Origin of the sequence: Niastella sp. (assembly GCF_045805085.1) — a bacterium.
Taxonomy (GTDB): Bacteria; Bacteroidota; Bacteroidia; order Chitinophagales; family Chitinophagaceae; genus Niastella.
Genome location: NZ_JBJMLX010000511.1, coordinates 1 through 11,681, shown reverse-complemented (window position 1 = coordinate 11,681; position 11,681 = coordinate 1). Strand labels below are relative to the sequence as shown.

The 11,681-nt window shown below is 42.6% G+C and carries 13 protein-coding genes; 5 read left to right on the top strand and 8 right to left on the bottom strand.

Going from position 1 to position 11,681, the window contains the following annotated elements; all coding sequences use genetic code 11:
• From ACJ751_RS26750 to ACJ751_RS26740, 3 genes are all read left to right on the top strand, one after another.
• Positions 1 to 648 (top strand): outer membrane beta-barrel protein (locus ACJ751_RS26750; protein WP_407748604.1); only part of this gene is annotated, 648 nt, incomplete at its 5' end.
• Positions 649 to 837: 189 nt separating this feature from the next.
• Positions 838 to 2,295, top strand: coding sequence for a DUF1800 family protein (locus tag ACJ751_RS26745; RefSeq protein WP_407748603.1), 1,458 nt, complete (start codon positions 838 to 840; stop codon positions 2,293 to 2,295).
• 30 nt (positions 2,296 to 2,325) lie between these two features.
• Entirely contained in the window at positions 2,326 to 3,525 is a 1,200-nt protein-coding gene (locus tag ACJ751_RS26740) for a DUF1501 domain-containing protein (RefSeq protein ID WP_407748602.1), read from the top strand.
• A gap of 84 nt (positions 3,526 to 3,609) precedes the next feature.
• Here ACJ751_RS26740 and ACJ751_RS26735 read toward each other — a convergent pair whose 3' ends face one another.
• The gene (locus ACJ751_RS26735) at positions 3,610 to 3,816 is read right to left on the bottom strand and encodes a hypothetical protein (protein ID WP_407748601.1); all 207 of its coding nucleotides are present in this window, start codon (positions 3,814 to 3,816) and stop codon (positions 3,610 to 3,612) included.
• A gap of 287 nt (positions 3,817 to 4,103) precedes the next feature.
• The gene (gene gyrB / locus ACJ751_RS26730) at positions 4,104 to 6,083 is read right to left on the bottom strand and encodes a DNA topoisomerase (ATP-hydrolyzing) subunit B (protein WP_407748600.1); all 1,980 of its coding nucleotides are present in this window, start codon (positions 6,081 to 6,083) and stop codon (positions 4,104 to 4,106) included.
• Between the two features lie 276 nt (positions 6,084 to 6,359).
• On the opposite strand from gyrB, the gene ACJ751_RS26725 reads away from it, so the two are divergent.
• Both ACJ751_RS26725 and ACJ751_RS26720 read left to right on the top strand, forming a co-directional pair.
• The gene (locus ACJ751_RS26725; protein ID WP_407748599.1) at positions 6,360 to 6,932 is read left to right on the top strand and encodes a MerR family transcriptional regulator; all 573 of its coding nucleotides are present in this window, start codon (positions 6,360 to 6,362) and stop codon (positions 6,930 to 6,932) included.
• 100 nt (positions 6,933 to 7,032) lie between these two features.
• Complete coding sequence (locus tag ACJ751_RS26720) at positions 7,033 to 7,560, top strand: hypothetical protein (RefSeq protein WP_407748598.1); 528 nt, start codon at positions 7,033 to 7,035, stop codon at positions 7,558 to 7,560.
• Positions 7,561 to 7,569: 9 nt separating this feature from the next.
• Here the strand turns inward: ACJ751_RS26720 and ACJ751_RS26715 are convergent, their stop codons facing one another.
• The 6 genes from ACJ751_RS26715 to ACJ751_RS26690 all read right to left on the bottom strand — a co-directional run.
• Positions 7,570 to 8,658 (bottom strand): mechanosensitive ion channel family protein, encoded by a 1,089-nt coding sequence (locus tag ACJ751_RS26715; RefSeq protein ID WP_407748597.1) that lies wholly within the window; start codon positions 8,656 to 8,658, stop codon positions 7,570 to 7,572.
• Between the two features lie 93 nt (positions 8,659 to 8,751).
• Complete coding sequence (locus tag ACJ751_RS26710; protein WP_407748596.1) at positions 8,752 to 9,567, bottom strand: hypothetical protein; 816 nt, start codon at positions 9,565 to 9,567, stop codon at positions 8,752 to 8,754.
• A complete protein-coding gene (locus tag ACJ751_RS26705; RefSeq protein WP_407748595.1) occupies positions 9,567 to 10,346 on the bottom strand; it encodes a UDP-2,3-diacylglucosamine diphosphatase in 780 nt (259 codons plus the stop codon). Before ACJ751_RS26705 ends, ACJ751_RS26710 begins: the two co-directional genes overlap by 1 nt.
• Positions 10,347 to 10,387: 41 nt before the next feature.
• The gene (locus ACJ751_RS26700; RefSeq protein ID WP_407748594.1) at positions 10,388 to 10,813 is read right to left on the bottom strand and encodes a gamma-glutamylcyclotransferase; all 426 of its coding nucleotides are present in this window, start codon (positions 10,811 to 10,813) and stop codon (positions 10,388 to 10,390) included.
• A 20-nt stretch (positions 10,814 to 10,833) separates the two neighbouring features.
• Positions 10,834 to 11,469, bottom strand: coding sequence for a lactate utilization protein C (locus tag ACJ751_RS26695; RefSeq protein WP_407748593.1), 636 nt, complete (start codon positions 11,467 to 11,469; stop codon positions 10,834 to 10,836).
• 8 nt (positions 11,470 to 11,477) lie between these two features.
• Positions 11,478 to 11,681, bottom strand: a 204-nt coding sequence (locus ACJ751_RS26690; protein WP_407748592.1) for a hypothetical protein, incomplete at its 5' end; no start/stop codon positions are given.

The following is an 11,681-nucleotide window of genomic DNA, read 5'->3' as shown; positions in this document are numbered from 1 at the left end:
GTTTTCGTTTGCACATTTATGGTAACTACCCGGGCCCAGATCAGCAAAGGCGCTGTTTGGGTAGGCGGCAGTATTGGATATAACCAATCAAAAAATGATTTCAAGGATGCTGCAGTGAAAGATTATAAAAACAGTTCCTTCAACGTTAGTCCTGCAATAGGTTTTGTTGTTAAAGACAACCTTGTTGTGGGTTTTAGATTAAACTATGGCCATGACAAATCAGAAAACTATGGCTCTACTTCAGAAAGTAAATCCAACTCGTATGGTGGTGGCATTTTTGTACGCAAGTACATACCGGTTATCAGCCGGGTATACGTTTTCGGAGAGGCCGGCGCAGCATATGCATACAGTAAAGGAGATGATACCCGCCAGGAATATGTTAATGGAAGTTATGTGAATATAAAGACAAATTCCAAAGGGTTCAGTACAAATTTGAGTGTAACGCCTGGTTTAGCTGTTGCCATTACTAAAAAGTTTCAGTTGGAAACATCGCTTAATAGCCTGTTGGGTGTTGGTTACAATAAATCTAAAAAAACAACCGAAAGACCCACGTCTTCTTTTGATAACATGACAACTGATCAGTTCACAGCCGGAATTTTCTCAGACGGCAAGGCTCAGCTCAATATCGGTTGCCGCTTTTTACTCTAATAACAAAGGATAATATAACTCTCACCTTCAGGGGTCCGCTGTCAAAGGCGGGCCCTTTTATTTTATACCACCCGCAAAAAGCCGCAATTAATCACATTAGGAATCAGGTTCTTATCCTGTTCCATATTAATTTAAAAAAATCGTTAAACTTTTAACAAATGGGGTGGTCACAGGGCAAATCGTCCTGTAATGATTGTAACACCCCAGCTGAAAAATCAACACCTGTTATGGCGCGCCGGTTTTGGCCCTATGGCCGAAGAATACCAGCAACTGGCAACCGCCACAAATAAATCCTACATTAATTCCCTGTTTAAAGCATCTGCCAAAAGCCCCGAAATGATCGACGTGGCCGATAGCGCCCTCAAAGGGCTGGTGATGGGCGTAAAGGAAGTGAGCAATGCGCAAAAGCGCGATCTGGATGAGGATCAACGCAGAAAAATGCGCCAGCAGTCGCGTGAAGACATTAAAAGTCTCAACATTACCTGGTTGAACCAGATGGTGAACAGTGAACAGCAACTGCGGGAAAAAATGGCCCTCTTCTGGCATGGGCATTTTGCCAGCCGTAATTTAAATATCCTTTACCAGCAACAACTACTGGACATCATTCGTCAAAATGCTCTTGGCAATTTTGGCGACCTGCTGCGCGATGTGAGCAAAAGCGCCTCCATGCTCAACTTCCTCAACAACAATCAAAATAAAAAAGGCCACCCAAACGAAAACTTTGCCCGTGAAGTAATGGAATTATTTACCATGGGGCGTGGCAACTATACGGAGAACGATATTAAAGAAGCAGCCCGCGCCTTTACCGGCTGGGGCGCTAACATAAGCGGGGAATTTGCATTCAGAAAGTTTCAACACGATGATGGGCAAAAGACGGTGTTAGGCAAAACAGGCAATTACGATGGCGATGATGTTCTGAACATTTTACTGGAACACAAACAAACCGCTACTTACATTACCCGCAAAATATACCGCTATTTCGTGAACGATGTGCCTGATGAAGCACATGTAACGTGGCTGGCTGATCGCTTTTACAGCAACTACGATATTAAAGAGTTAATGAAGGATATCTTTACCAGCGATTGGTTTTACGATGCCAAAAATATTGGCAGTCGCATAAAATCACCTGTTGAGTTGATCGTTGGTATTCGCCGGGCCCTGCCCATGAAGCTGGAAAATGAACAGGTGCAATTATTATTACAACGGTTACTGGGGCAGATCTTATTCTACCCGCCAAACGTAGCCGGCTGGCCGGGTGGTAAAAACTGGATCGATAGTTCTTCCTTAATGTTCCGCCTGCGTATTCCGCAATTAATTTATGATAACGACGAAGTAGGCCTGGCGCCCAAAGACGATGACGATCAAATGATGGGCATGAAAGACATGGCCGGAAAAGGAATGGGTAAAATGGGCAAAAAAGGCGGCCAGGTTATTTCGGCAGCGGTTGATTGGGAAACCTATCTGAACAAGTTTGAAAAAGTTCCACGCGAAAAATTACTGAGCGCCATTTCAGGCATCCTTATACAAGGTGTTGTCCCTGTTGATGAAAAAATATTAAGCAAATACGTTGATTCATCTAGCAGAGAAAGTTTTATAAAGAGTGCAACCATTCAATTAATGAGCACGCCGGAATATCAACTTTGCTAAACAAAGAACATTAATCCCAGAACTTATTTTATGCTGATAAAAAGAAAAGATTTTTTACAAATAGGCTCACTGGCCACAGCATCCATGATGCTGCCAAAATTTTTAAAGGCATTTGAAAAACCAGCCTTGGTTCCACAAGGAAACAAAGTAGTAGTGGTATTACAATTAAGCGGTGGTAACGATGGTTTGAATACCGTGATCCCTGTACGAAATGATATTTACTATAAATCACGTCCCCGCCTGGGCATTACTAAAGAGCAGGCTTTATTAGTAACTGATGAAGTGGGTTTGCACCCGGCTTTAACCGGTTTTAAAGACCTGTACAGTGATGGCAGCCTGAGCATCCTGAACAGCGTGGGTTATCCTAACCCCGACAGATCACACTTCAGAAGTATGGACATCTGGCACAGCGCCAGCAACAGCAATGAATATGTATATACCGGTTGGTTAGGCCGCTATCTCGATGCACAATGTGCCGGTTGCGACAAACCTACACAGGCACTGGAAATTGATGATGTGTTAAGTCTGGCCATGAAAGGTGAACACGTAAAAGGACTGGCCATGAAAGATCCACGCCGGTTGTTCACTTCATCGAATGAAAAATATTTTAAAGAAGTGGCTGCCAGTCATACTGTAGAGAGCGATGAAAAACCGGTTGATTATTTATACAAAACAATGGCAGAAACGGTAAGCAGTGCCGATTATATTTTTAAACAAAGCCGGCTTCATCCCAGCAATACCGAATACCCCAAAACAGATATGGGCAATAGCCTGAAAACAATTGCCAGTCTTATTTTTTCTGACATCAATACCAAGGTATACTATTTATCACTGGGAAGTTTTGACACACACGTGGGACAGGAAGGCCAGCAAAAAAGATTGTTCACCGAAATGAATGATGCTATTGCTGCGTTTGTAAAAGACCTTAAAAGCAATAATCGTTTTCAGGATGTGATGCTGATGACCTTTTCAGAGTTTGGCCGCCGCGTTTCACAAAACGCCAGTGGTGGTACCGATCATGGTACTGCTAATAACTTGTTCCTGATAAGTGGTGGCTTACAGCAAAAAGGGGTATTAAATGCAATGCCCGATCTCGCAGATCTTCAGGAAGGAGATCTTAAGTACAAAGTAGATTTCAAAAATGTATACGCAACAATCCTGAATAAGTGGTTGCAGGCAGATGATAAGAGAATATTAGGCAGCCAGTATGAATACCTGAACTTTATTTAATCAGTCATATAAGTCAAATGAGTCATATCAGTAACTGGCTCATTTGACTTACTTACTATTTTGACTGATTCACTAATTTGATGATTATTCCCAACCTTGTTTGGCTATACCGGCTTTAATAGCTTCCAAAGCTTTTGCTTCGCCCAACAATGTGGTTAATTTATTTCCTTTACCATCGTGTCCCTGTGCCATATAAGCTCCTTTTGCAGTTTTTGTAATTACCGCATCCTGAATAGGAACACCTTTTTCTTTTGTCTTTACGTTGTATGCAGTGAGTGTAATGTCAGACATAATTTGGTTCATTTACGTGGTTAGTATAATAATAAAAAAAGTTGATCTAGTCTTACAAAATCTTAGCCAGAACATTAAAACAGGGTTTAAATATACGCCTTTTTTATATTCCCCTCCTTTAGCGTTGATTTAGAATATGTAATGGCAACATTAATCAAAAATCGGCTGGTAAAAACAACTAATGATTTATAGTGAGTTTACTAACGGTGGTCAATGTGCTAAAAAGAAAAGTGCTAATGAATACTATTGCATTCATTAGCACATTATCGCATTAACATATTAGCTAATTACACGTCCAAACGTGCATACTTAGCATGACTTTCTATAAATTCACGACGTGGCGCCACTTCATCACCCATCAGCATACTAAAGATGCGATCGGCTTCGGCAGCACTTTCGATAGTAACTTTTTTCAGCGTGCGGGTTGCGGGATTCATGGTAGTTTCCCACAACTGATTCGCATTCATTTCACCCAAACCTTTGTATCGTTGAATGCCAACGCTTTCTTCTTTCCCACCGCCCAGTTTTTCTACCAGTGCTTTGCGTTGTTCTTCATTCCAGGCGTATGCCGACTCTTTACCTTTTTTAACCAGGTATAATGGAGGCTGTGCAATGTATACATAACCCTGCTCAACCATCTCTTTCATATAACGATAAATGAAAGTAAGGATCAGTGTGGCAATGTGGCTACCATCCACATCGGCATCGGTCATGATGATGAGTTTGTGATAACGAAGTTTAACAAGGTTCAGCGCTTTGGGATCTTCAGGTGTACCTACTGTTACACCCAGCGCAGTATACATATTGCGAATTTCCTCGTTCTCGTAGATCTTATGTTCCATGGCCTTTTCTACGTTCAGGATCTTACCTCGAAGCGGCAGAATAGCCTGAAAGCTGCGTTCACGGCCTTGTTTGGCAGTACCACCGGCCGAGTCACCCTCAACCAGGAACAACTCGCAACGCTCGGGATCACGATCACTACAGTCGGCCAGTTTACCGGGCAAACCGCCACCGGTCAATACCGATTTACGTTGCACCAGTTCCCGTGCTTTTCGTGCAGCGGCTCTTGCCTGTGCAGCCAGAATTACTTTGGCAATGATATTTTTAGCTTCCTTGGGATTTTCTTCCAGGTAGGCTTCCAGTACTTTTGAAACGGTTGAATCAACCACTCCGCTTACTTCACTGTTACCAAGCTTGGTTTTTGTTTGTCCTTCAAACTGTGGCTCGGGAACTTTCACCGATATAATAGCGCTTAAGCCTTCGCGGAAGTCATCGCCTTCAATTTCCACCTTCGCTTTTTCAAACAGGTTCTGGCGATCGCCATAGCTTTTGAATACGCGGGTTAACGCCCGGCGAAAACCGGTAACGTGCGTACCGCCTTCAATGGTGTTGATGTTGTTTACGTATGAATAGATGTGTTCGCTGTAACTGTCGTTATAGGTCAATGCCACTTCAACAGCCACATTGGTGTCTTCATCTCTTCCTTCAACATTAATGACAGTGGGTAGAAAAGAAGTACGGCCGGCATTTTTATCCAGCATTTCAACGAACTCGATGATACCGCCTTCGCTGTAAAACGTTTTGGTATAACTCTCACCGTTATCGTCTTTTTCGCGCAGATCGATCAGGACGATACGGATACCCCGGTTCAGGTAAGCCAGCTCACGCAAACGGGCCTCCAGGATGTCCTTTTTATATACATTAACGGTAAAAATGGATGTATCGGGCCAGAAATGCACCAGGGTGCCAGTGTTAGAGCTGGCGCCTATTTCGCGCACCTGGTATTGTGGTACACCTATGTGATATTCCTGTTCGAATATTTTGCCTTCCCGTTGTACAGTAACATGCAATCTGGAACTTAATGCGTTTACGCAACTCACACCTACCCCGTGCAAACCGCCGGAAACCTTGTAAGTGTTCTTATCGAATTTACCACCAGCGTGCAGGATCGTCATAACCATTTCAAGGGCGCTCTTCTGCTCCTTAGTGTTGATGCCTGTAGGAATCCCACGGCCGTCATCATCTACTGAGACAGAATTATCCTCGTGTATGGTAACCACGATATTTTTACAATAGCCGGCAAGGGCTTCGTCGATAGAGTTATCTACTACTTCATACACCAGGTGGTGAAGACCTTTTTCTCCAATGTCACCTATGTACATCGCAGGACGCTTGCGCACTGCTTCCAAACCTTCTAAAACCTGAATGCTATCTGCTCCGTAACTGTTATTGGCGTTGATAGAAATTTCCGTAGTTTCTGTAGACATAGATTCGTGTGGAATACTCAAGAAGTTTATAAAAAATTAATCCTGCAAATTTACTAAAATAAAAGGGTTTGACCTCTTTTAGAGCCCCTTTTTATGAACTTTTTTACAAGTCTGAAAACCGCCAACAGCTTGTGTTTTAAGGAATAAAGCCACAGGTTTTCCACATTATTTAAGAATAGTTGATAAGTTCTCCGAACTAGCGTTTTTTTGCCTGTGTATCTTTACTGCACGATATTTGATAGCTTATAGATTTTTACCAGGTTATCAATTGGATTTATGGACAATCGCAATTACTCCCAGATTACTTTTGAATTCAGTGAAGTGCCGGCAGATCACGAAAATGCAGCCTCTTTGGGGGTTCGGGTAAAGTCATTAAAAACTGAGCCGGAACCGGCTAAAGCCCCGGAAACCGAAGCTGAAACTCCTGTGGCAGAAGCTGCCACAATGCCTGTTAAAAAGTCGACCCGGGGCCGTAAATCGCTCAAAGCCCTCGATGCCGAGGCAGACCTGGTAAATATTCCCGATGATGAAACCCTGTTTCAACGCCAGTATTACTCCATTGGGGAAGTGGCCGATATGTTTGGGGTGAACCAGTCCTTACTGCGTTTTTGGGAGAATGAGTTCGACATCATTCAACCCCGCAAGAACCGTAAAGGCGACCGCCATTTCAGACCAATCGATATCAAAAACCTGGAGCTTATTTATGATCTGCTGCGCCGTCGCAAACTCACCATTGAAGGCGCGAAAGATTTCCTGAAAAAAAACTCCAAAGCATCAGCGCATTTTGAAATGATTCAATCCCTGCAATCACTTAAAGGATTTTTACATGAAATAAAAGCGGCATTGTAGTGTAAAAAATTACCATGTAATTCATACTCAATGTTGAGCATAAAGTTTTTATTGCACGTAACGAAAATTCTGTAAATTCCATGTAACAATACTGCCTCCTATGTGGAAATATCTGCTTATAGTTCTTACCCTGATCTGTACATATCACACCCATGCACAAACCGTGAACGAAAGTTCAATCAACGGCATCTGGTACGTTATTCGTTGGGAAACCACCGACCGTTTGCTCGATTTTCAGGATACCCTTACCAGTTTTAGATACATGGTTGAGAACTACAAACAAAAGAACAAACTACCTGGTGTGTTAAAGACAGACAGCATACGCATGAGACAGGAACTTAGAAGGGTATTGTCTGCAGCCGAAGCCATTCGGTTTAAACTGGTCTTCAATAAAGACAAATCTTTTTTATGGAGTGGCAGCAGTGAAAACAGCGCGCAATTCAAAGGCACCTATGCAATGGGTCCAAACAATATGTCCATTGTGTTAACCTCCTTCGACGGCCTGTCAAAAGCTTACCGAACTATGTCGTTGAAACTGCATTCCTTGCAAACGAATCAAATGACAATAGAGATCCCTTCTGAAGAACCGGGATTTAAACAAAGTAAGTTTACTTTAAAAAGGTTGTGATTCCATAGACTACACTACCTGCTTACTGCCATCTTCTTTAGTAGCCAGCCTGATATTCATTTCCCCCATCAGGTTTATCATGGCGAGGTTTACCTGCTGGCGCAGTTCATTAAAATCAGCTATGGGTATGGGCGCGGCAAAGAACTCAACATGGATGACGAAAGCATTCTCCTGAATGTCTGAAAGGAACACGTTATAATTCTCAACCTTATCTTTTCGCTGGGTCAAATAGTTTTTAACCCGTAACACAAACTGGTTAACTGTATCGTGAGGTGTATCGGCGTGCAGCTTCAATTGTACAAATGCCCGCCGTTGTGTACGCAGAGACAGGTTATCGAGTATGCTATCCACCATTTGTTTATTAGGAACCGTTACATAAGTCTTTTGATCGGTTCTTATGCGGGTGCTGCGTAACCCAATTCGTTCTACAGTACCGGTAATATCATGCACTTTTACCTGGTCGCCCATGGTAAATGGCTTGTCGAAAAAGATAATGAAAGAAGCGATCAGGTTTTCAAGGCTTTCGCGGGTAGCAAGCGCAATGGCAGCAGTAGCAATACTCAGCCCCGTAAGCAGGTTGCTAATGTTATAGTGGAAGGCAAACTTCAGGATCAGCAGGATGCCAAAAATAACCAGCACCACTTTAAAGAAATCCTTGAAGAAAACGATCAGCTGGTTATCGGCCGGATCAGCTGTTTGATCGGCCCGGTGATGCAGGATCATTGCAATAAAGTCCATGATCCGCAGCAACAACCATATAAACACAATGATTAATACAATAGTGGAAATGGCATCAACAAACTCCCGCACATTGAATTTGTATATATCCACATTCAGGTCTTGCGGGAAGGTGAGTTTATTGAAAACAATCAAACTCATCAGTACAAGCAGGAACACTTCCAGGGGCGATACCACCAGTTTTATAAATGCTGTTTTATCAACCCCACGAACTATACGCCTTACAATAGCAAATAATATCCCAGCCAGGTAGCGCGATAATAATCTTTTGAATAAAAAGATAAGCAATAAAGAACCGGCTACTATCAGGTAGCTTCTTATAGTATTGTCGAGAAAAACCTTATCTAAAAAAGATCCCATTCTAAAATATTCAGTGGCTTTAAACTTCTTTTAAAGTTATAAACTTTAAAAAAGTTATCGGTCTATAAAATAGTTATATTCTTTTGAAAGCAATCAATGATAGGAAAACACCTCCAGGCGATTATTACGCAGCACATATAAATTACCGGGCATGATCTTTATTTTTTGTGCATCCCGCATGGCTACAGGTATGGGGTAGTTTTGCAAATTCAAGGTACCGGTTTCATAACGATACAACATATTCGCATCCCGGCCATACATGGCATTGCCAATTACGGTAAAATCTGTCCAGCCTTTTAGTTGGATCCGGTTTTTAAAGCCCCCATAATAATCGAACATATAAACGCCCTTCAACGAATCGTATAAATAAACCAACCGGTTCTGGTCAACAAGAAATTGCGGCGAAGGGGCAGTATCTACAATCATTCTTACATCGGTAGTCTGATCGAGTATCCGGCCATCTTCAGCCACCCGTTTTAATTTACTTTCCATTTCATCATACACCCAAATATTATTATCGTACGACTGGCCAATGGCGTTTACCTGGAATAACTGTTGTTTGCGAAGATCTATTGAAGCCCGGGTGTTCAAAAACCGGTCCAGAACAACGATGGTACCAAAGTCACGGAAGTATAATAAAACCCGTAATGGATTGGTAACATCCATCAGATACAGTTTTCCATACTGCCGCACATTGTTAAATACAGCTATGGAATCACCGGCCGGACCCATCTTTTTTATCTGCCCGGTATTGTTCAGGATATACAGGTTGCCGAGGTTATCAACGGTGAAATCAGTTACCTGCTGGCCGGCCAGTTTATTAAATATAAAGGTGGTATCGGCAGTTTGCGCGCAGGCAATTTTGCCGCAATACAATAAAGAAGTTAATATGATGAATATGCGAACCACTAATGGCGAACGATTTTGTTTTCAAGTTCAGGGTAACGGGTAGTTAGTGTTAACTGTTCCCCATCAAAAACTGCATAGGTATAATACCTGATCCAGTCGCCCAGGTTAATATACCGGCTGCCGCCTTTTAAAGTAAAATCAATGGGCAGATGCCGGTGCCCAAACACCAGGTAATCGTAATGCTGTTGTTTCAGTACGTCTTTACAATAGGTGATCAGCCACTCCCCTTCTTCTCCATAAAATTTTTCATCGGCCGAACCGGTTACCGTACGGCTTCTGCGACTAAGGTAATTGGCCAGTCCCATTCCTATATATGGTGGCAGAATACCAAAGAGCCACTGGCATATGGGACTGCGAAATATCTTCTTCATCATCTTATAACCATGATCGCCAGGCCCCAATCCATCGCCATGTCCTACCCAGAATTTTTTATTATTGAATTCGAAGGCTTGAGGTTCAAAGTATACCGGAATATTCAGTTCCTGCTGAAAATAATCCTTCATCCACATATCGTGATTGCCTACAAAGAAATGGACCGGAATTCCTGAATCGGTTATTTCAGCCAGCTTTCCCAGTAAGCGCACATAACCACGCGGCACAACGGTACGGTATTCGTACCAGAAATCGAACATATCACCCACGACAAAAATTACAGCCGCGTCTTTTCGTATCTCTTCTAAAAACTCAACAATACGTTTTTCCCGTACCAGGCTCGATGCATGGTCGGGACTTCCTAAGTGGAAGTCAGAAAGAAAGTATATTTTTTTGTCAGAATTCATTTTTGTTAATCGTGAAACTATCTCGTTAACTCGTCAACTTCTTACTTACCAATACCCATCTTATAAGCTACATAATCACCTGACTCTATCCTATGCTGGTCAGTTATGTCTCTATTAAACCAGTATATCCAGGCAATTACCGTAGAATTTTGGAATAACACGTTAACCGGTTCCCTTCTGAATAAAGGTATACCGCCGGGTTCAACCAACAGTCCTTCGTAATCGTCGAGCTGTTCCATTACATAATCAAACTCTTCCTGTTGAGCAATATGATACAGCTCCCCTGTAATTAAACAATCTTCCGTACTGGGAATTGCGGCGGGATAGTCGCCCATATCGAACAACTTACCTGGTACCGCACCCACTCCATCAAAGATAAAATACCGGCTTATGTAGGAATAGACTGGTAAGTGGCATCCGCTTCGCAGTGTACCATATAAAAATAGCCGGTAAATGTTTTGTTGCATGAGAAAGCTGAAATGTACGTTTATTGATCAACCAGAAATACGTATACTTCTTTGGGACCATGTATCCCTACTACCAGCGTTTTTTCAATATCTGCTGTACGGCTGGGACCAGTAGCAAATGTGATCAACGAAGGAAGATTACCGGAGTATTTCTCCCTGGCATTCGCCAATGCATCTTTAACATCGTACACGAGTTGACTGGTATGGGCAATGCAAATGTGCACGGGGGCATATACACTAACCGTACGGCCACTTTCCTGGGCAGCCGACATAACAATACTACCGGTACGGGCTATCAGCCATTCGCAGGTAGTGATGGCGGTATCGCACGAAGCCAGATCGTTGTGAGAATAATAGTTGAATTGATTATCTGCGAGCGTTTTCCGTAAACCTTCTTCTTTACAATACACTTTATCCCATTTGTTAATGCCGATGATCTGGTTAAGCCGGGCAACCAGCTCTTTATAATCCTGGCAAAAAACAAATTTTCCCTGAAGCCTGGTGAACCGTTCGGCGAATTCTAAACCCAGATCCTGTTGAGAAGGGTGGTAAACAGAACTATTGCCTTCGCTTTCCGGAAAAGGGAGAGGCGTTGAACTTGTCAACGCCTTTCTTATCTTTTTTAAAATATTTTCTTTTGCGGGAGAAACGTTCATAACAACAATTATGTAGCAGGATGATTTGTAACGTTGCTGTCGTAAGGAGGAACACCTTCGCTGATGGCTCCTTCGGTATGGCCTTCGCCATCTACATCAAGTGTTTTCTTATCTGTAAAGGGTCGTTTGCCAATCAATGCTTCTACATCACTTTGAAACAACACTTCTTTTTCGAGTAAGGCTTCGGCCAGTTTTTCAACCTGTATCCTTTT

Coding starts and splice junctions, on each gene's coding strand:
- ACJ751_RS26745 (WP_407748603.1), top strand. CDS start 838: ATGATTGTAACACCCCAGCTGAAAAATCAACACCTGTTATGGCGCGCC.
- ACJ751_RS26740 (WP_407748602.1), top strand. CDS start 2,326: ATGCTGATAAAAAGAAAAGATTTTTTACAAATAGGCTCACTGGCCACA.
- ACJ751_RS26735 (WP_407748601.1), bottom strand. CDS start 3,816: ATGTCTGACATTACACTCACTGCATACAACGTAAAGACAAAAGAAAAA.
- gyrB (WP_407748600.1), bottom strand. CDS start 6,083: ATGTCTACAGAAACTACGGAAATTTCTATCAACGCCAATAACAGTTAC.
- ACJ751_RS26725 (WP_407748599.1), top strand. CDS start 6,360: ATGGACAATCGCAATTACTCCCAGATTACTTTTGAATTCAGTGAAGTG.
- ACJ751_RS26720 (WP_407748598.1), top strand. CDS start 7,033: ATGTGGAAATATCTGCTTATAGTTCTTACCCTGATCTGTACATATCAC.
- ACJ751_RS26715 (WP_407748597.1), bottom strand. CDS start 8,658: ATGGGATCTTTTTTAGATAAGGTTTTTCTCGACAATACTATAAGAAGC.
- ACJ751_RS26705 (WP_407748595.1), bottom strand. CDS start 10,346: ATGAATTCTGACAAAAAAATATACTTTCTTTCTGACTTCCACTTAGGA.
- ACJ751_RS26700 (WP_407748594.1), bottom strand. CDS start 10,813: ATGCAACAAAACATTTACCGGCTATTTTTATATGGTACACTGCGAAGC.
- ACJ751_RS26695 (WP_407748593.1), bottom strand. CDS start 11,469: ATGAACGTTTCTCCCGCAAAAGAAAATATTTTAAAAAAGATAAGAAAG.